Here is a 23,049-nt window from a genome sequence, read left to right on the forward strand (position 1 = left end):
TTTGGAACTTAGCAATGTTTTGTCTGCGATTACTTCCAGCCCTCTTTGGTTTGTTCTACCATTTGTATTGTTCCGTCAGTATTGTAATATAATTTATCTACACAGATAGATCGCAGTCCTTGATTGAACTCACCATTTTGGGTTGAAAGATCTGTGTTGTGGTAAAAAGCATACCATTGACCTTTATATTCAACTATTGAGCCTTGATTTGTAAAACATTGTGTAGGCTGCATATAGATACCCTGATGTTTCCAGGGCCCAAGCGGGCTATCGCTGGTAGCATAGCGCAGTCTGTTGTAGCCCTTAACTCCGTCATTCCAATTATCGTCATGGTTGTCTGAATACGACAGGTAGTATATACCATTACGTTTGTGCACCCAGGTACCCTCATGGAAATCGTAGAGACCTTCCATTGTTTGCAGTTCGCCGTCGACTTCCATCATATTATCTTTCAGTTTGCCGGCTCTGCAAATTCCGCCGCCACCCTGGTAGATGTAGGCCTGCCCGTCATCATCTATAAATACATGGGGGTCGATATGAGATTCCATCCCTTTTACATAACCTTGCACTACAAAGTCTTTTGCAGGATGTTTACTTGTAGCTACTCCGATTTTCCAGCTGTCGTTGGTATACGATTCGCTAGGATGTGGAAAATAGAAATAATAAGTTCCATCTTTGTAAGCACAATCGGGTGCCCACATAAATCCGCCTTCCGGCCTGCCCCAAGGTACCTGACTTGCCCTTAATATTTCTCCATGATCTACCCAGTTTATCATATCGTCAGTAGAAAATACATGATATTGATCCATGAGGTCGCAACCCCTTGGCGGATTTATATCATGTGAAGCATAGACATACAGGCGGCCATCGTCCCACACACGGGCAGAGGGATCGGCAGTGTACATATGCTGTATAAACGGATTTTTCTGCCCAAAGGCATTGTTTGTTAATAAAATAAATGCCAGAATACACAGAATGGATATGATTTTCTTCATTTTCCTGATTTTAAACTTCATAGTATATATTTTTATTAATAACTATTTTTTATTCTAAGAACCATATACATTCATCAGATATAATTTTATTGTCAAAATTTCCTGTAACAGAAATTTTATTTTCTCCTTGTTTTAATGTTATATCTTTCCAGATATATACACAATTCTCACTAATAGCACTACCTTTATCTTCGCCGTTGACAAATAGCTTTAAACCCGCAGTATTAGAATATACTTTAACTTCGCATACGGGGTCTTTTCTAGTTATATGCCTGCGACTGGTTATATAGACTACAGGCTCATCGGACCAATTTGCCTTGTAAAAGAAGAATGCATCTTTCTTTGTCTTTCTGTCATATGTGACTAGTCCTTTATCATTCATTCCGGGAGTATCTCCCTCGTTTCGGGATGCAACAGCAAAATCAAACATATTCCAAACAAATGAGCCCCATACAAAATCGCGTTTCTTTATCTCTTTGTAGTTTTTCTCATGCACAATAGCCTGCCACTCTTCGGGATGCCACGACCCATCTGTTTTTGCTGTATTTTTCATGCCCTGCTCATGATGATGAATACTTGCTCCGGCCCCGTATTCGCTGACTGCAATACCTTTATTGCCCATTGAACCATTCCAATTATCAAGAGAGCCGCCCATTCCTTCTGGTCCGGCCCAGTACCATCCTGGATAGGTATTGTGAGCTAAATGATCGGATATTTTATTTTCTGCTCTGTTTTGATGATTGGGTGCTGCTACTGTAATTCGGGTAGGGTCTTCTCTATGAGCCAAATCATTCAATTCCTTTACAATATTCTGAGGTTCACCTTTGGTCAATTCATTGAATAGCCCCCAACAAAATATAGACGGATGATTGTAATTCTGTCTGATAAGTTCAGTTAGCTGTGTCTTTATATTATTTATAAATTCTGTCGATTGTGTTGCCCTTTCTATAAAAGGTATTTCTGCCCAGACCAACAAGCCATTCTCATCGCATAAATCATAAAAATAATTTGAATGAGGATAATGAGCCAGACGTATACCATTTGCGCCAATTTCTTTTATCAACTCCATGTCCTCTTTATGTTCTTTATTTGATATAGCCCAGCCCATTCCCTGACGATCCTGATGGCGGTTGACTCCACGGATATTATAAGGCTTTCCATTTAATATAAATCCTTTTTGAGGATGAATCTCAAAATACCTTAATCCGATACGCTGTGTCAATGAATCTTTGAGTTTTTTTCCTTCCATAATCCGGGTCGACAGAGAATATAAATGGGGATTATTCTTTGCATTCCACAATATTGGATGATTAACAATCATTTGACTATGCACGTCATTTGTTTCACCTTTATCTACTGTGACTTTTTGAATATCCGAAGTTATAAGTTTATTCGTATTGTCGAAAAGCTGAAAAAGAATATTTAATTCTTTTCTTTTATCTGAACCATTGTTGATTTTTGCCTTTATATCAATTGTCGCCTGATTGTCCGTTACCTTGCTTTGAGTTACATATATTCCAGATGAAGCATGATCGAGAGGACTGATGCATATTTTATCCAAAGCTACTAGCCATACGGGACGGTATATCCCACCAAAGACAGTAAAATCACCGGCTAATGGAGCTATATTTTCATTCCATTCATTCGTAGCCTTTACCACCAGTTGGTTATCCCCGGCCTTAGCAATATCTGTTATTTCAAAACAAAAGGCATTGAATCCGTTGTCATGCTTTCCTAAATATTCTCCATTCAGATAAACATCGGCTACAGTACTCACTGCCTCAAAGCGTAAAAACAAACGTTTATTCTTTAACTTCTTTGGTATATGAAGTTTATGACTATATGTACCATATCCACGATAATACTTCCTGTCGGCATCACCAGTTCCGTCTTCTTTATTCCATGTATGCGGGATGGCAATCTGCTCCCAAGTCGAATCTTCAGGAGTATTCGATTCTATTAAACCTTTATAGAACCGCCAGTTATCTGAAATACGGATATATTGTCTGACTTGAGAGTTTACACTTATAATATTTAATAGTAAAAGTAATACAATAAGCATTTTTCTCATTTTCATGGTATTTATTAGTTTAAAGTTATTTATATGAATGCAAAATAATATATTACCGAATAATCTTCATGTCACAAATACGTCAAATAATATAACAATTATACGATAAAAGATTTAGTTACAATACATTTTTCGCAATTTGCTACCATTTTGTTATTTTTTGAAACCTGTGTAATTTTTTATATACTTATATTTGTTTGCCCGAGAATTGTTAATCTAACCCTATGATTTGCATGATCTTACCATGAAAAAAAAATATTTATATATCTAATAATTTTTATTGTAATACCGATATATCCAAACAACTATCTATCGAATTTTTATTTCACGAAAATTGATGGAGAGAATGGATTATCTCAGAACAATATAAAATCAATTTTGCAACATAGCTCAGGTTTTATGTGGTTTGGCTCCCGTAATAAATTAAATCGCTATGACGGGACATCAATAAAAGTATATGACTGTTATGACCCGATAAAACAAAAAAGGGACAATAATATATCTGCATTATATGAAGATGGCGAAAAGAATATATGGATAGGTTCCGATAAAGGTGTTTTCATATTCGATCCGGTTATGGATACTTTCTCTTTTCTTGATGACAGAACGGATCAGGATATGTCGATGAACGACTGGATCGCCGATATACGAGGCGATTTAGATAATAATGTATGGATTGTTATACCTAATCAAGGATTATTTAGGTATAACAATATAAGCAAAAAATTATTTTATTATGAGATAGGAAGCACCGCATTACCCGATCAGGGAAACCCTCAATGTATATGTATTGAACAAAGTGGGCGTGTATGGATAGGTACAAACGGTGGGGGTATTTATCTTTATGATAAATCTACAGATTCTTTTACCCAATTTCTGGGGAATAAAAACAATGAAACCTTAGAAGAAGAAAATATATATACTATGTGTGATATCGGTGAATATTTAATAGTAGGTATCCACGAAGAAAAATTACTCAAATTCAATAAGCGAAAGAATTCCATAACCGCTGTGAATGCCCCTGAAGTACATTATAAAATAATTAGACATGTTACTTATATAGATGGAGAAATATGGGTAGCTACTGATGCCGGTCTTTATGTAATTAACGAGCTTAAAAATACAGTAGTCCATATTCATGAAGATCCAATGCATTCATTCGCATTATCTGACAATTTAACAGAGAAGATATATCAGGATAAAGAAGGTGGTATATGGATTGCTACTCACTTTGGTGGTGTTAATTATTTGCCCAACAGAAGCATCGAATTTAAGAGACATACGCCCGTTCGCTGGAATAACTCTATAGGAAGTAAGCGGATAAGAGAACTGCGTGAAGATAAAAATGGGAATATCTGGATTGCAACAGAAGATGCGGGAGTAAATATATTCAACCCGAAAACGGAGAAATATACCATGGTTGGCAAAGACACACGATATCCCCTCCACTATAATAAAATACTCAGTTTACTATTGGATGATAATAAAGTATGGGTAGGGCTTTTTAAAAACGGCCTCGATATAATTCAATTACCACAACTTGCCGTACAGCATTATTCAGGAGAAGACCTGGGACTAAATGAATCAAGTATATATGCCATTTGTGAAGATAGAAATGGAAAAATATGGATTGGAAATGCCTGGGGTGTGTACAGCAGCAGCAAAAAAGATATGAAGTTCAAGAATGAAGAACAATTCGAATTGAACTTTATATATGATATTATCGAAGATACTGATTGTGATATCTGGGTCGCAACAATGGGAAGGGGTGTATACCGATATAATCCTGAATCTGGGAAAACAGACCATTTTGTTAATAATATAGACGACCCTACTTCTTTAAGTTCTAACTCTGTTAGCAATATTACACAAACATCGACCGGAGTAATTTGGTTTTCTACCGATAGAGGGGGGATATGTCGATATAATAAGGACAAAAACAATTTCACCGCTTATTCCGTAAAAGATGGGCTGCCTGACGATGTAGCATATAAAATACTTGAAGATAAAAATAAATATCTGTGGTTCGGCACAAATAAAGGATTGGTGAAATTTCACCCCGAATCTAAAGTCGTCAAGGTATTTACTACAAATGACGGACTATCAAGCAATCAGTTTAACTATAAATCGGCATTAGCAAGTAGCGATAATAAATTTTATTTCGGAGGATTGAATGGCATGATCGAAGTAGACCCTTATAGATATACAGAAAACAAGTTTGTACCGCCTGTCTATATAACGAAACTAACAATATTCAATGAGGAAATAAATATAAATACACCCGATTCACCTCTCAAAAAGAGCATTGTATATACCAACAATATTGTATTGAATTATAACCAGTCAAATATAAGTCTGGATTTCGTTGCACTTAGTTATACAGCTCCTTCGGTGAATAAATATGCATACATGATGGAAAATATCGACAAAAACTGGATTTATGCAGATAATAACCATACTGTCTCGTATGCAAATTTACCTCCCGGCGAATATGTATTTAGAGTTAAGGGGTGCAATAATGATGGTTTTTGGAATGAAGAAGGAACTTCGATTAATATCAGGGTACTTCCTCCGTGGTGGAGTTCAAAACCTGCCTATATAATATACCTTTCAGGCCTATTATTTATTACTTTTTGTATGGTACGAAGATATATCAGAAGAAATGAAAAAAGAAATGCCGAAAAACAATGGATTTACGAAACTGAAAAAGAAAAAGAAGTATATACTTCAAAATTAGACTTTTACACAAATATAGCCCATGAAATAAGAACACCTATAACATTGATAAACGGACCGTTGGAATCGATGATGGAAATGGACATAAAAGATCCGGACATTAAGAAGAATTTAAAAATAATGAGCCGTAATACATCTGAACTGTTAAACCTTATAAATCAATTGCTGGATTTCAGGAAGGCCGATAGCAATAAGTTTTTAATGAGTTTTGCAGAAGTCAGTATAAGCAAGATACTGAAAGATTTTTATGCAAAATTTGAAACACTTGCAGTAAAAGAAAAGAAAAAAATCCGATTGAATTTACCCCCAAAAGAGATAATAGCCCCGATAGACAGGAACGGCTTTACTAAGATTCTAAACAATCTATTTTCTAATGCCATCCGTTACTCAGAATCTTATATAGAAATACAACTCGATAGTGATGATAAATATTTTATTATTAAAATGGATAATGACGGGAATTTGGTTCCGGAAGAATTAAAAGAAAAAATTTTTGATCCCTTTTATCAATTAAGTAATAAAAATGAGGCTTCCAGTTCAGGTATAGGTTTATCACTAGCAAGATCATTAGCTGAATTACACAAGGGAAGTCTTATTTTTTCAGAAACCGACGGATTGAATTCATTTATACTGAAAATACCATTAATACAAGAAAAAACAGAAAAGAAGATACTTCAAAACGATGATTATATTATTGAAGACAGCGACAATAAGCATGAAAAACTTAATGCGGAAATAATATTGATCGCCGAAGACAACAAAGAAATGTTGAATTTTATTGCAGACCGTTTAAAAGAACAATTTATAGTGGAAAAAGCGCTCAACGGCAAAGAAGCAATGAAAATACTGGAAGAAAAAAATATCGATCTGGTTTTAACTGATATCATGATGCCTGAAATGGATGGGTTCGAATTATGCAAAAACATTAAAACGAATCTTGAATACAGCCATATTCCTGTAGTATTGCTGACTGCAAAAAATGATTTTAAAAGTAAGATACATGGATTGGAGATGGGTGCCGATGCATATATAGAAAAACCATTTTCATTCAATTACCTGCTCACGCAGTTGATGACCTTATTAGGGAACAGGCAACGAGAAAAAGAAGCATTTATACGAAAACCATTTTTACCGATTCAACAAATGGGAATGACAAAGGCAGATGAAGAATTTATGGCAAAGATTGTCGGTATTATTGAAGATAATATTACTGATACGAATTTCAATGTAGAAAGGTTATCCGAAATTGTTTATATGAGTCGTTCTACGCTACACCGCAAAATAAAAGCACTGACAGATACTCCGCCTACCGATTTTATACGCCTTATCCGACTAAGAAAATCGGTAGAATACATCGCCAGTGGAGAATACAGAATAGGAGAAGTCTGTTATCTGGTAGGCATCAACTCACCCTCATACTTTATAAAATTATTTCAAAAACAATTTGGAATGACACCTAAAGAGTTTGAAAAACAACAATTACAAAATCGAAATAAAAATAAAACAAACACTGAGAATCATGAAAAAGATGACAAAAATTATTTTTAGTATGTTTTTGCTTGCTTCGTTAAGCATTTGCCCGGCATTAGCCCGGGATATAATAAATTTAGGAAATAGCCCATGGAAGTTCTCAAAAGTGATGCTCTCAACACGGAATATTTCTCCTCAATGCAAATTTATAACAACTGATAATCGTAATCCCAATAATGTAATTGATAATGATGTCAATACTGTGTGGACATTTCCGGCCGGTGAAAAACCCAGTATTATAATAGATACAAGGGGAAACAAAAATATAAGCTATATTATTTGTAAATTCAAGAATACCAATGTCGAAAAAGTTTTTTATAAACTCGAATCGTCAGATAAGATTAATGAGGGCTGGCGAAATATTATAGATCGACTTAACAATCCCATAACCTCATCTTACAAAGAAGTTGAAACTATAGCCGAAGTTGAAAATACAGTAGGACGTACAAGTCAAAAACTTTACACATTTATCAACGAAGGAATGAAAAAGCCATGGAACCCGCCTACTCAAAGCTTTGATTTTATACGTTTATCTTTTAATGAACTTCAGGACAAAGATGGTAAGACTCTTCCTCTTGAGATAAGTGAAATAGAAGTGTTGTCGGATGATGAGACCTTAGATATGACACCAGAGACCATAATACAAAAAAACTACGATGACAGCAATTGGGAAACTGTAGGAATACCGCATTGCTACAACGATATGGATACTTACCTCAACGATTCGGAAGTTGCAATGTGGACAGGTGAAGCATGGTATCGCAAACAGCTGTTTATTGATAAAAAATATAAAGGAAAACGTATATTCCTCGAATTTCAGGGAGTCAATAACGGGTCGGCAATATATATAAACGGAAAATTTAAGAAAGGAAATACCACGGTTCAGCAACCGGGAGATGTGACACATGTGGGTGGTTTTATTCCATTTGCTGTAGATATAACCGACGATGTTAACTATGGAGCCAATAATGCTCTGGTTGTCAGAGTATCTAATGCAAACGATTCATTTTTCACATGGCCCGGATTCGGAGAATTTGCACCTTTTGGCATGGGATGGGGAGGCATAGTTTCACCTGTATCTATGGTTGTGACAGACAATGTACATATTCCTTTAAATGTCTATTCAGCCCAAAGTAAATACGGTACATATAATGCTGTAACGGATGCAACGGACAACGAAGCAACATTGAGATTTCAGACAAGGATTGATAACATGGGTAAAGACAGTAAGAATATAACCTTACAAATTTTGCTTCTTAATGCTGAAGGTCAGGAAGTCGGAAAACTAACTTCTTCAAAACAAGTTAAAAATGATAATCTTGTAGAATTTGATCAGGAGCTAAAACTGCAAAACCCAACCCTCTGGTATCCTAATGCCAGCTTATTTGGAAAGCCATATTTATACACCGTAGTGCGTAACATATTACACAAAGGAAAAGTAATCGACACCTATAAAGAAAAGATGGGTATCAGGGTTATAACATGGGATGCCGATTATTGCTATATAAATGGCAAAAAGCATCTGCTCAACGGATTTGGTTATCGGAATATTTACCCAGCTTTAGGCTCTGCCATGCCGGCCGAAATTATATGGAAAGATGTCAGTTATATTGCAGCTTGTGGAGGAAACACACTACGTGTAGGACATTTGCCTCCACCAAGAGAAATGATGAATGCATGTAATGAATACGGAATAATGGTAATGCTGAATAGTGGAGATGGAGAATGGTCTTTAAAAAATGAACCTGCCAAAACTTACAAGGCTGAATACGACCGTAATACAGTAATCGCTTATCGCAATTATCCATCTGTCGTTATCTGGGAATCTAATAATGGCTTAGCGTTCGATGGTGATAAATATATGCCGATGAAGACTTTGGAGATAGTGGAAAGATGGGATTCTCTGCAACCTCGTGCTGTATTAAATAGGGATGGATATATTACAGAATGGGATAAATCAAAGACTCTCATTGTAGGATATACAAACAGGTACTCGAAAGTAGAAGGATGCCCATCATTAAATACGGAAGTATATGGAGCTAACTGGGAAGGAAGAGCCTGTTGGAATGCAGCACGTTTCGATTATGATAATGAAAAGAAACTATCGAACTGGTATGTAAACAATTATCTAGAAGATTTGGATAATAAAGCTTGCGGTTGGATCGACTGGATGCTGGCAGAAACACAGGGAGAAGGATATACAGTATATCTGAATGGTATGCATCATCAAAAATCACTGGGATCGAGTGCCATGGATGCTAACCGTTTTCCTAAACTGAAATATCATATTTACAAAAATGCTTTATGGATGCCATATGAAATAAAGCCTGGAGTAACAACACAAAGTCACTGGAATTATAGCAAAGTACAAGATATAGATGCATGGAGCAATTGCCCTTACGTTGAAATGTTTGTAAACGACCGTAGCTATGGTACTCGTACACCGAATCCTAAAACGAAACACTGTAAGTGGGAAAACATTATCTGGCAAAAAGGAAAAGTCCGCATTGTCGGACTTGATTCAGACAAAAAGCCGATTTGCGAAGAATCTATACAAACAGCAGAAGAACCATATGCTATTGAACTGACCGTAGAGGGCGGTCTGACATCTCCATCCGGACGAACATTCCCTCGTCAGGCAAACGGATCGGATGCGATCATTGTTACAGCCCGTATTGTTGATAAGAACGGGGTATGGTGTCCTTTGTATAATGAAAATATTCAGTTTGAAGTAGAAGGAGAAGGCGCATACAAAGGTTCGTCAGATTTCTATATTACAAAAGGAAAAGATATCAATTATCATACACCGGGGGATAAAGAATTATCTGTAGAGGGAGGACTGGTAAGAGTCGCCATCCGTAGTACTTTCAAACCCGGTGAGGTAAGGGTACGGGCAACATCCGGCAATCTGAAAGCAGGAGAAACACATTATGCTTTCCAACCTGTAAAATCGAAATAATTAGTTAATAAATAGAATATGAAAAAAGTATTTTTAGCCGCATTTTCGTTTATTCTTTTACTACTCATATCATGTACAGCTAAGAATGTCAACCAAGAAAATCAATACAAATCATTCAAGCCGGGCGAAATCTGGTTGGATACAGATGGTAATCCGATAAACGCACATGGCGGTGGCGTTTTATTTCATGAAGGAACGTATTATTGGTATGGTGAATATAAGGGAGATTCTACTTATCGAAATCCAAATCCGAATGTCGCAGGTTGGGAGTGTTATCGCACTGAAGCAGGTGGTGTTTCTTGCTATTCTTCAAAGGATCTCTATAACTGGAAATTTGAGGGCAAAGTGCTCGAACCGGATACAGTAAATATAGGCTCGGACCTTCATCCTTCTAAAGTACTGGAACGTCCGAAGGTTATTTATAACGAAAAAACGAAGAAGTTCGTTATGTGGCTACATGTCGACAGCGACGATTATTGGAAAGCTTCTGCCGGAGTTGCGACTTGTGACTCTCCGGCAGGTAAGTTCAACTATATAGGCTCCATGCACCCTAACGGGCAAATAAGCCGGGATATGACGCTCTATAAAGATGATGATAAGCGTGCTTATCTCCTATATTCATCTGAAGGAAATGCCACGTTATATATTAGTTTGCTTACCGATGATTATCTGCAACACTCGGGTAGATACACACGTAATTTCCCTGAAAAATATCGTGAAGCACCAGCTGTATTCAAACACAATAACAAGTTTTACCTTATATCGTCAGGCTGCACAGGTTGGGATCCGAATAAGGCTGAATATGCAATGGCAGACTCTTTACTCGGGCAATGGACAGCTTTGAATAATCCTTGCCGCGGTGTAGATGCCGAGAAGACATATTATTCACAAAGCACATTTGCTCTTCCTGTGAATGGGAAAAAAGATACTTATATAGCAATGTTCGACAAATGGAATAAAACAGATTTAATAGCCTCCCGTTATGTTTGGCTTCCGGTTTCCTTCAATTCTGATTCTCTTGTAATCAATTGGGCGGACGAATGGTCATATTAAACTCATGGAAAAGTCAATCTAAAAATAACATGCCAGAAAAAGAGGCTAAAAATGATTTAGCCTCTTTCCACTTTTAAGTTATAATAATTACTGCTTCTTAAAAACAGCCAAAAAATACAACAAAGGTATCACAACAAGCATATGTGCCTCCCAGTCTGCAAATCAACAACGACAATTGCTACATCTGTTCTATTTTTTGATGTGTTGATGCAATAAAAAAAGAGATTAATAAAATAATTTTGATAACGGAAAAAAGCGGAAAAAACAAACTCGATAAGTTATAATAAAAATTTAACATGTTTATAAAACCTTTTATTCTAATCTATGTACTAAAATCTCAATAATTTTTGAAAACATATGCCGTTTTGCCCACAAATAGCATACGACTTCTTATGAAAGATAAAATACAATCTTAAGCAAAAGGTCAATTATACCAATTGTTAAAGCCCACATATACACTAATATTTAAATTGACAAATTGTAACAAATGCCATTTAATAACATGAAAAACTATGAAAAGACTTAATTTAAAAGTATTAATGGGGTTGTTATTCATACCCTTCTTGATTTTCTCGTTAGTGGTATCCTGTAGTGACGACGATAAGTCTTCAGAAGGCCCACATGACCCGTCCAGACCAATAGAACTTACGAGTTTCTATCCCGATTCGGGAGGAATAGCTACCAAAGTAATATTAAATGGAGCAAACTTTGGAAATGATGTAAGTAAAATCAAAGTGTATTTTAATGAAAAAGTAGCGCCGGTGGTTAGTTCTATCGGGTCGAAACTTTATGTGATAACACCTAAACAGCCGGGTGATACATGTAACATTTCTGTGGTGGTAGGAAAAGACTCTATGGTATATGATAAGAAGTTCATATACAAAATTATGACTACTGTCAGTACTGTATGCGGTAAGCCTGGCACTAAAGAGGTGGTTGTAGGAACACTTGGCGAAACTGAGCTCGATAATGTCACTTTCCTTATGACCGACGAAGAAAATAATATATTCGTTAGTAATCGTGGTGAGGAGGGAAGAAAACATAAATATTTAATGGTAAATGAGGAGCAGAATCTAAGTACGGTTATCATACCGGATGTAGGAAGTCCGCCAAATCAACCGGGATTGCTGAACGACGGAAAAACAATTTATATTCCAAATGATGGGGGTAGAGGTTATTGGACAATTACTTCTGAAAATATGTGGAAACCCCGCAAACATGAAATGTCAGGGCAAAATATCGACATAAACTACAAACATGCCTTTACTATGTGTTATGCTGATGGCTACATGTATACACGTGCAAAGAATGGACGACTGATAAAAATGAATCCTAAAACAGGAGAAAGTGAGGTAGTCGATATTATCATGTCTGAAAGCGATTCCTATATACAATTCAGCAGAAAAGAACCGCATATGCTGTATTTGACATATACAAATCAGCATTGCATTTATACATATAATATCAATACAAAAGAACATAAATTATTTGCAGGTATACAAGGACGATCGGGGGCACTCGATGGAGAATGTCTGAGCGCCCAATTTAACGAACCTCGTCAAATGTTATTCGATGAAGAAGATAATATGTATCTGGCTGATACAAAAAATCATACTGTCCGGAAAATTACTCCTGAAGGAATTGTAAGCACTGTAGTAGGACAACCCGGTAAAAGTGGATATGCAGACGGTAATCCCGAGGAAGCTTTATTCAATGAACCTCAAGGTGTAACAATAAATAAAGATGGCATCATATACGTTGGAGATACTAAGAATAATTGTATTCGTAAGCTTGCCATAGAATAAGGAGTAAATAACATAAAGAACAACTATAATGAAAAACATATTAATAATACCTCTGTTGTGTATTTGCTGCCTACATATGTTCGGGCAAAAAACATCAGAACCTGTAACTATAGCGGGAACTGTATACGATGAAAAAGACATCACATTACCCGGAGCCAGTGTTTACCGAAAAGACAGGCCGGGTGTCGGTACTGCAACAGATAATGATGGGAAATTCACTTTAAAAGCAAATATCGGTGATCATATTATATTTTCATTCATGGGCTATGAAACATATGAACTGCTTGTAAGTAAAGCTGAAAACAATCTCGTCATCAAAATGGAACCGAAGACCCAGATGATGGATGAAGCCATTGTTACAGGAATGGGTACACAAAGGAAAATAAGTATTGCAGGTGCAATAACAAATGTAGATGTAAAAGATTTACAAACACCGGCGACTTCAATTCCGAATATGCTCGGTGGTCGCGTTCCCGGAATTATTTCACTTCAAACCAGTGGAGAACCTGGAAAGAATATTTCGGAGTTCTGGGTACGCGGTATAGGTACATTCGGTGCCAACGATAAGGCACTCGTACTTATCGATGGGCTTGAGGGTAATCTGAGCAGAATCGATCCTGCTGATATAGAAAGCTTTTCCGTACTGAAGGATGCTTCTGCAACCGCAGTTTATGGTGTGCGTGGAGCAAACGGAGTAATTATAGTGACCACAAAGCGCGGATCGGAAGATAAACTTAGGATAACTGGCCGTGTGAATATGACAGTTTCAAACTTGACCCGTATGCCTGAATATGTTGGAGCGTACGAGTATGCCAAGCTTGCAAATGAAGCGCGTGTTGTGCGTGGCAATCCTCCATTATATAATCAGATGGAACTTGACCTAATACAAAATGGGCTCGACCCAGATCTTTACCCGGATGTCAACTGGCAGGATGAAACACTGAACCGTACTTCGTTACAACAAACCTATTATGTAAATGCACGCGGTGGCGGTAGTGTCGCACGTTATTATTTAAGCTTAGGAATGTCGAATGAGTCTGCAGCATACAAACAGGATAAAAAATCAAAATATAGTGCTGATGTAGGCTACAAGACATATAACTACCGGGTCAATCTCGATGTAAAAATGACTAAAACAACGGATGTATATTTTGGAGCTGATGGTTTCCTCTCCGAGAAGGCAGAACCGGGCAATGCTAACACAGACCTTTTATGGAAAGCTCAGCAAAAACTTACACCTCTGACAATTCCTACAAAATATTCAACAGGTCATCTGCCGGCTTATGGCCCTACTGATTCATACTCTCCTTATGTGATGCTCAATTATACAGGTATGGCTAAGGTAAAGAATTTTACTCATAATGTTACGTTGGCTGTAAATCAGGATTTGGCGATGCTGCTAAAAGGACTTACGTTGAAGGCACAGCTAGCTTATAGCAATGAGGCCTTTTTCAAAGAAGTACGGAGCGTTATGCCCGAAATGTACTATGCAATAGGAAGATCTCCACAAACCGGGGGCCTCTCGCTAGTCAGAAGGGTAGAAAGCGAGCCTGCAAAATATAATAATGAGCAAAATCAGTACTATAAATTGCATTTCGAATCTACAGCAAACTATAGCACTATTGTCAATAAAGATCATCGTTTTAGCGGCTTGGCTTATTTTTATATGAGTGAACAACAATGGGCCAATTGGGCAAGAAAAGACGGTAATTCTAATAACGAGATAGAGAAAGATGGTAGTATGAGAGCTATTCCTCAAAGATATCAGGGTTTATCGGGACGTTTTACTTACGGATTGAAAGACACCTATTTTGTTGACCTCAATTTTGGATATACAGGTTCGGAAAATTTCCAGAAAGGCCGTCGATTCGGGTTCTTCCCGTCAGTAGCAGCAGCATGGGTACCTTCATCCTATGAATTTGTTAAAGAAAAAATGCCATGGATCGACTTTTTCAAGATCAGAGGATCTTACGGAACTGTAGGTAATGACCGTATATCCGACAGACGATTTCCATATCTGACAATCGTAAATGTCGAATCTGGCGGCGGATGGGGTTCCAATAATGGAAAAATAACCGAAAGCCAGATTGGTGCTGATAATCTTAATTGGGAAAAAGCTAAAAAGATAGATGTAGGTATAGAAGGTAAATTCCTGAATAACCGGATATCTTTTGTTGTTGACTTCTTCAGAGACCAACGCGACCGTATATTTCAACAGCGTACACAAATACCTGATTTCGTAGGGCTGGTGCAAATGCCTTATGGTAATGTTGGTAAGATGAAAAGTTATGGGTCGGATGGAAATATAGAATTTACACAGAACATAGGTAAAGATATGTCTTTTACTGTAAGAGGAAATTTCACATACTCTAAGAATAAGGTTCAGAACTGGGAAGAAGTGGAACCGAAATATCCATATCAGACAAATACAGGCTGGGCACATAATGTATATCGCGGATATATAGCCCTCGGACTCTTCAAAGATGAAGATGATGTGAAATACAGTCCTCAACAGAAAGTAGGTAATACAAGCCCATTGCCGGGAGATATTAAATATAAGGATGTTAACGGTGACGGTATAGTTGACGGCGACGATAAAGTACCTATTTCGTATTCCAATTTTCCTCGTCTGATGTACGGATTCGGAGGAGAGTTTAGATACAAGAAACTCACTGTGGGTGTTCTATTCAAAGGAACAGGAAATACTGATTTTTATCATGCAGGAAACTACAATGAATTGGGCTATATACCTTTTATCGAACAAGCGATAGGTAATGTTCCAAAAATAGTAGCTAACCAGAATAATCGCTGGACTCCGGCATCATATTCAGGTGATCCTTCTACAGAGAACCCAAATGCCAGATTCCCGAGGTTGACTTACGGGGGTAATGATAACAACAATCAGGCATCTACATTCTGGCAGGGAAATTCCAGATACTTACGCCTGCAAGAAGTTAACGTTAATTACAACCTGACAGGAAACTGGATGAAAAGAGTTGGATTGAGTTCTGTCGACATACAGTTTGTAGGTTCAAACCTGTTGATTTGGGACAGTGTAAAATTATGGGATCCTGAGCAAGCCGATAAGAATGGTTCACAATATCCAATTCCGGCGAGATACGCAATTCAGTTATACCTTAATTTCTAGTAGTATAAAGACATAAAATATCTACAATTATGAAAATTTTGATAAGATCAATAATAGCAATAATCATATCATCTGCAGCAATCTTTAGCTCTTGCGAGAGTTATCTGGATGTTGACAACTACTTTGATGATCAGATGAAGTTCGATTCTATTTTTCAAAGTAAGCGAAACCTACAGCGGTATATGTGGGGAATAGCCGAATCATTCCCGGATGAAGGTGAGATTTTTGGGTATGAGCGAACCCCGGGAGTAACTGCGACCGATGAAATATTTACACTCATGACTGATGATATATTCAGAGGAAAAGCATTTACTCTTGGAAAGGTAACGGCCGATGATACAAAAAGCATGGGTGTATGGGGCGATATGTATAAAAAAATACGTAAAGCCAACCTTATACTTGCCCGTATGGATGAATGTAAAGACCTGACCGCCTTAGATAGACGCGAAATATTAGCATACACACATTTTATACGTGCATATGCATATTATCAGTTATTTATGGCCTACGGACCGGTTATAATTGTCGGTGACGAAGTATTTCCAACAAATGAGGAGCCGGAAGCATACAACAGAGGCCGTAATACTTTCGACGAAACCGTTGATTATATATGCAATGAATTTGAAAATGCAGCACAATATCTCCAGAAAGAAGTTCCAATGAGCCTTTATGGGCGACCTACACAGGGAGCTGCCTATGCTCTTATAGCACGTGTGCGTTTACAGGCTGCCAGTCCGGCATTTAATGGGGGCGATATGGCCAGAAAATATTTTGGTAACTGGAAGCGTTCCGAAGATGGAGAATACTATGTTTCTATGAATTATGATGAAAGGAAATGGGCTTTAGCTGCTGCTGCTGCAAAACGTGTTATGGATATGACACTATACAAATTACATACCGTAGACAGCGACGAGAATACACCTAAGCTTCCGGCAAATGTTCCTAGCGCTAAGTTTCCGGACGGGGCAGGAGAAATCGATCCGTACAAATCTTATTCACAATTATTTAACGGAGAATCTTTTCCTCAAAGGAATCCTGAACTTATCTGGTCGCGAATGTCTGGACAGGTGAGAGATTTTACAAGGCAATCTTTTCCTGTATACATGGGCGGATATAATGGAATGGGGTTAACCCAGAAAGTCGTCGATGCATATCGTATGGTAGACGGTAAAACCATACAGGAAGCCGAAGCGGTAGGAGAATACTCTGAAGAAGGTTTTACAAATGAAAGAAAATCTTTCTCCGGATATGAACTTAATAATAATGTATTCAAAATGTATGAAAACAGGGAGATGCGTTTTTATGCCTGTGTTGGATTTAGTGAATGCTTCTGGCCCGCCACATCCACATCCGATAACAGTGTAAAAAATCAAACTGTAACATATTATGTCGATGCAAGAGGAGGTAAAAACGGTACTAATGCAGACCCAAATAACTACACGCCTACAGGTTATGTATTGAAAAAATATGTACATCCGGATGATGCATGGACTGGTGATGGTAATCAAAGAATGGATAAAGCTTTTCCTATTATACGATATGCCGAAATACTGCTTTCTTATGCGGAAGCCCTGAATAATCTGACAACCACACATACTGTGGAAATGAGCAGTGGTGAAACTTATACAGTTAGTAGAGATAAAGATGAGATGGCTAAAGCATTTAATCAGGTTCGTTTCCGCGCAGGTTTGCCGGGATTGACCAACAGCCAATTAGAGTCGGTCCCTGAAATGTTTAACCAGATCGTAAATGAAAGATTTATTGAGCTTTTATGTGAAGGCCGCCGTTTCTACGATTTGCGTCGTTGGGGAATATATGAAGAAGAGGATAGTAAACCTATATCAGGGATGAACGCCGAAGCTAAAAGGGATGAAGGATTCTATACACGTACTGTTATGAGTCAATATGCCGATTATCGTAATCGGGTTGTCGATAAAAAAATGCTATTCCTGCCAATAAATCGGAATGAAATACGAAAGGTTCCTAAGCTGGATCAAAATCAAGGCTATGGAGATTAAAGTATAAACAATTAAAACGATATATAATGAATACTATAATAAAAAAATTGTTACTCATATCGGCTATTTTCTTCATATTCATTGCCTGTGATGAGAATGAGGCGTTTAAAGAAGAACTTTATAAAAAAGTGATCTGTATACTCAGCAACAATGATAAAGTTTTTGAAGTTGAATATGATCTGAATTACGAAGAATCGAGTGGTTACGTTTCGATAAACTGCGGGGGAACTAATCGCATAGATAGAGATGTATTTGTAGAAATTGAACCTGAAACGGAATTACTGGCTGAATATAACCGATTGCAATATGATACAGCAACTCTTCGCTTTGCAAGAAAATTGCCGGATTGGCGTTACAGCATTCCTACAATGTCTACAACGCTCAAGGCCGGAGCGCAAAATACTCATAGCGTTATTGAAGTCAAAGTGACACCCGACGGCCTATCGCCAGACTCTATTTATATGATTCCTTTACGGATAAAAAGTGTTTCAGATTTTGAAGTCAATCCTGATAAGGATAAAGTCCTCTTTCGTGTGCTCATCAAAAACGATTATGCCGAGCAAAAAACGACAACATATTATAAAATGAGAGGTACCCAAAGGGATGACCTTGGCAATGACACTCCTGCAATTGGGGTTCCTACCAGTAGCGATAAGGTATTTTATCCTATCTCGAAAAATAAAGTACGTATGTTGGCAGGCATAAGAGCATTTAAAGATAAAGCACCAACGTTACAGGAGATCGATCAGATGGCTATCATTGTGACAATAAATGATGATAATACAATCACTTTAAAGTCGGCGGGATCTCTTCCTCTTGAAATGATTGGTGAGCCTGAGGATAACAGATATGCTGAGGAATCGGGAATGCAGGTATTTTATTTTTCATATAAATATTATTGGGATAATAAGTGGATAATTATGACAGAAAGGTGCACTAGGCAGAAAGAAGCATTGACAGTGTGAAAGTTTTTATCTATGGCTTTGTAGTCGCAAAGCCATAGATATTTTAAAAATTATTGTTCAATCATGAAAAAATCAATTTTTGTTTACATTCTTATTTTATTTGTATATAATTCCTCATACGGATATACTCAAAACAAAGATTATGTCAGTTATGTAAATCCTTATGTGGGCAACATAAGCCATCTGCTTGTACCCACTTATCCTACCGTGCATTTACCCAATAGTATGTTGAGAGTATATCCTCAGCGGGGGGATTTCACTTCGGACCGAATAAATGGTCTTCCTCTGATTGTAGCAAGCCATAGAGGATGGTCTTGTTTTAATCTGTCGCCATATCAGGGAAATGAAGATGGACTGCGTCCTTCCATTTCTTTTAATTATGATAATGAGAAAATTTTACCCTATTATTATAAAGTCGACCTCGACGATCAGAAAATAAAAATTGATTTTGCGCCATCACATCAATCTGCAATTTACCGGATAAAATATAAAGATGATGAACCGGCCTATCTTATACTTAACTCCGGAAACGGAGACATAGAAATATCGGGAAATACGATCAAAGGCTATCAGAATCTGTGGAATAATACACGTGTCTATATTTACATGGAAGTAGATGCAAAGCCTCTGAAAAAAGGAATATTATCAGATAATAAAATAGATACTTCACGCTCATTATCACAGGGAGACAATGCCTGTGCGGTATTATACTTTGGAGATAAAGCAGGTACACTGAATGTAAGATATGGCGTTTCATTCATAAGCACCGAACAGGCAGAAAAAAACCTGCGTCGCGAGATTCCTGATTTCAAGATAGAGAAAGTTATTGACAAAGGGAAACAGATATGGAACGAAGCTTTAGGCAAAATAAAAATAGAAGGAGGAGAATATAATGATAAGGTTGTTTTTTACACCTCATTATACAGATGTTATGAACGGCCGATAAATATCAGTGAAGACGGCCGTTATTTCAGTGCTTCCGACGGAAAAGTGCACGATGACGAAGGACAGGCATTTTATACCGATGACTGGCTATGGGATACATACAGAGCCACTCATCCATTGAGGGTATTGATCGATTCGCAGGTTGAAGTTGATATAATCCAATCTTTCCTACGCATGGCTGAACAATCACCGAACAATTGGCTGCCGACATTTCCCGAAGTGAACAGAGATTCCCGAAGAATGAATTGTAACCATGCTATCGCTACAATAGCAGATGCTTGGGTAAAAGGATTACGAGGCTTTGATCTGGCTAAAGGATATGATTACGGAAGAAAATCTATAGAGGAAAAAACACTAGCGCCATGGTCGTCAAAGCCAGCCGGGTGGCTCGATAAATTTTATAAAGAAAAAGGATATATTCCTGCCTTAGCGCAAGGAGAAAAAGAAACTGTTCCGGAAGTAGACGGCTTTGAAAAACGACAAGCTATTCCTGTTACTCTTGGTACAGCTTATGATCAATGGTGCTTGTCTCAGATGGCCTCCTTTTTAGGAAAGAAAGAAGAAGCCGATTACTATTTAAAGTGCTCATATAACTATCGTAATGTATTCAATCCGGAGACCGGTTTTTTCCATCCCAAAGATAAAAACGGAAATTTCATTCATCCTTTCGATTATCGTTTTTCCGGAGGATTGGGTGCTCGCGAATATTATGACGAGAATAACGGATGGGTGTACCGTTGGGATGTTCAGCATAATATAGCGGATCTGGTAGAATTAATGGGAGGAGCGGAAAAGTTTTCCCAAAATCTTGACGATATGTTTAATGAATGGTTAGGAAGAAGCAAATTCGAATTTTACGCTCAGTTACCCGATCATACCGGTAATGTCGGTCAATTCTCGATGGGTAATGAGCCTTCTTTACATATACCATATTTATATAATTATGCTGGTAAACCATGGATGACTCAAAAACGGATACGTCATCTTATAAGACAATGGTTTAGAAATGATTTAATGGGGGTTCCGGGAGATGAAGATGGAGGCGGATTGTCTGGTTTTGTTGTTTTTTCTCAATTAGGTATATATCCAGTCACTCCCGGTTCACCTACTTATAATATTGGAAGTCCGTTTTTTCCACACATAACTATTCAGCTTAGCAACGGCAAAACATTCGAAGTAATAGCCCGTAATTGCTCTGCCGACAATAAATACATCCAATCGGCAAAATTAAATGGTAAAGTATGGAACAAACCATGGATAAAACATGAGGATATAGCCGATGGAGGAAAACTGGAATTAGTAATGGGAAATGAATGTAATAAAGATTGGGGCAGTGACCCGGCAGATGTACCACCGTCTGCAAATCCGATGCCTTTTTGATTTAACCAAAATAATATGTAATAAGAACATCATGAGACTAAAAATTATTTTTTGTGCCATTTTTCTAATTCATTTATCGTGTAACGATTCGCCAAAAGTAGAATGGATTTCATCTACAGATGAAAATCGTTGGCAAAAAGAAGAAAAGATTATAATTAAAGATAAACAACCGAATGTTGAATTAGATATTCAGATAAGTGATCAGAAAGCGCAGCTTATTGACGGATTCGGAGGTTGCTTTAATGAACTGGGCTGGGATGCTTTAATGTCACTCACCGAACAGGAAAGGGATAAAATCCTTAAAGATTTATTGAGTCCTGACGGAGTAAACTTAACCTATAACCGCACTCCTATAGGAGCAAATGATTTTGCTCGCGACTGGTATAGCTATAATGAAACGGCAGATGACTTTGAAATGAAGAATTTCAATATAGATCGCGATAAAACAGGATTAATACCCTATATAAAAGCTGCACAAGCCATTAATCCGCAGATGAAGCTATGGGCATCACCGTGGAGCCCGCCTGTATGGATGAAAACCACCAGACATTACGCGACGGCTGCCGGAGATCACAATGATTTTACAAAAGAAAACGAAGTGGAAGGGGATCATTTTATTCAGGAGCCAAAATACTTAGATGCCTACGCCCTGTACTTATCCAAATATATCGATTCATATAAGGAAAATGGTATTGATATTTCCATTTTACAGTTCCAAAACGAACCATATACGAAACACCAATGGCCAAACTGCAGTTGGACTCCAAATGCTATGGCAAACTTTATCGGGAAACATTTAGGGCCTGTATTTGAAAAAAAACATAAGGATGTAGAATTATGGTTTGGCACTTTCAATTGTAATAAAATGGAGGATCTGGCTACTGTTGTGGAAAATGCAGAAGCCTCAAAATATATCAGGGGAATAGGATTACAATGGGAAGGAAAGGACATAGTAGGTGAAGTACATAGCAAATATCCGTCTCTGAAGCTTATGCAAACCGAATCGGAGTGCGGCGATGGAGCGAATAATTGGAATTCTGCAGAATATACATGGAGCTTATTGAATCGTTATTTAGGGAATGGAGTTAATTATTATTCTTATTGGAATATGGTTCTAGACCATACAGGAAAAAGTACATGGGGATGGAAACAGAATTCTCTTATATCAATAAATAAAGAAACTAAAGAAGTTGTATATAATCCGGAATATTATATAATGAAACATGTTTCCCACTACGTTAAACCCGGAGCTTACCGGTTGCAAACCAACGAAAATGATAACCACCTAGCCTTTGTAAATCCTGATAATACAATTATTCTCATTGTAGTTAATAAGGAAGACAGCAATAAAGGAATCAAGATAGGTGTGAAAAATAAAATAATAGAAGCTGATGTAAAAGCAAAATCTTTCAATACATTCTCTATATCTCTAAAATAATATTGA

General features: G+C 37.4%; 11 protein-coding genes. 9 read left to right on the forward strand and 2 right to left on the reverse strand.

Going from position 1 to position 23,049, the window contains the following annotated elements; genetic code table 11:
• Window positions 1–29: 29 nt before the first annotated feature.
• On the reverse strand, window positions 30–995 hold the full coding sequence (locus tag K348_RS0110320; RefSeq protein WP_029904888.1) for a family 43 glycosylhydrolase: 966 nt from the start codon (window positions 993–995) through the stop codon (window positions 30–32).
• 49 nt (window positions 996–1,044) lie between these two features.
• Complete coding sequence (locus tag K348_RS0110325; RefSeq protein WP_036930425.1) at window positions 1,045–3,072, reverse strand: glycoside hydrolase family 2 protein; 2,028 nt, start codon at window positions 3,070–3,072, stop codon at window positions 1,045–1,047.
• Between the two features lie 285 nt (window positions 3,073–3,357).
• On the opposite strand from K348_RS0110325, the gene K348_RS0110330 reads away from it, so the two are divergent.
• The 9 genes from K348_RS0110330 to K348_RS0110370 all read left to right on the forward strand — a co-directional run bounded on the left by K348_RS0110330 (window position 3,358) and on the right by K348_RS0110370 (window position 23,043).
• Window positions 3,358–7,350 (forward strand): two-component regulator propeller domain-containing protein, encoded by a 3,993-nt coding sequence (locus K348_RS0110330; RefSeq protein ID WP_369793892.1) that lies wholly within the window; start codon window positions 3,358–3,360, stop codon window positions 7,348–7,350.
• Complete coding sequence (locus K348_RS0110335) at window positions 7,322–10,291, forward strand: glycoside hydrolase family 2 (RefSeq protein WP_029904891.1); 2,970 nt, start codon at window positions 7,322–7,324, stop codon at window positions 10,289–10,291. The genes K348_RS0110330 and K348_RS0110335 overlap by 29 nt, the downstream gene beginning before the upstream one ends.
• A gap of 18 nt (window positions 10,292–10,309) precedes the next feature.
• Window positions 10,310–11,344, forward strand: coding sequence for a glycoside hydrolase family 43 protein (locus K348_RS0110340; protein WP_029904892.1), 1,035 nt, complete (start codon window positions 10,310–10,312; stop codon window positions 11,342–11,344).
• Between the two features lie 512 nt (window positions 11,345–11,856).
• Complete coding sequence (locus K348_RS0110345; protein WP_029904893.1) at window positions 11,857–13,149, forward strand: IPT/TIG domain-containing protein; 1,293 nt, start codon at window positions 11,857–11,859, stop codon at window positions 13,147–13,149.
• A gap of 28 nt (window positions 13,150–13,177) precedes the next feature.
• Complete coding sequence (locus K348_RS0110350) at window positions 13,178–16,297, forward strand: TonB-dependent receptor (protein ID WP_029904894.1); 3,120 nt, start codon at window positions 13,178–13,180, stop codon at window positions 16,295–16,297.
• 29 nt (window positions 16,298–16,326) lie between these two features.
• Window positions 16,327–18,315 (forward strand): RagB/SusD family nutrient uptake outer membrane protein, encoded by a 1,989-nt coding sequence (locus K348_RS0110355; protein ID WP_029904895.1) that lies wholly within the window; start codon window positions 16,327–16,329, stop codon window positions 18,313–18,315.
• Window positions 18,316–18,341: 26 nt separating this feature from the next.
• The gene (locus K348_RS0110360) at window positions 18,342–19,280 is read left to right on the forward strand and encodes a BT_3044 domain-containing protein (RefSeq protein WP_051697769.1); all 939 of its coding nucleotides are present in this window, start codon (window positions 18,342–18,344) and stop codon (window positions 19,278–19,280) included.
• A 63-nt stretch (window positions 19,281–19,343) separates the two neighbouring features.
• Complete coding sequence (locus K348_RS0110365) at window positions 19,344–21,605, forward strand: GH92 family glycosyl hydrolase (RefSeq protein ID WP_029904897.1); 2,262 nt, start codon at window positions 19,344–19,346, stop codon at window positions 21,603–21,605.
• A gap of 31 nt (window positions 21,606–21,636) precedes the next feature.
• Complete coding sequence (locus tag K348_RS0110370; protein ID WP_029904898.1) at window positions 21,637–23,043, forward strand: glycoside hydrolase family 30 beta sandwich domain-containing protein; 1,407 nt, start codon at window positions 21,637–21,639, stop codon at window positions 23,041–23,043.
• Window positions 23,044–23,049: the final 6 nt, after the last annotated feature.

This window comes from Prevotella sp. 10(H) (assembly GCF_000711235.1).
In the GTDB taxonomy this organism is placed as follows: Bacteria; Bacteroidota; Bacteroidia; order Bacteroidales; family Dysgonomonadaceae; genus Dysgonomonas.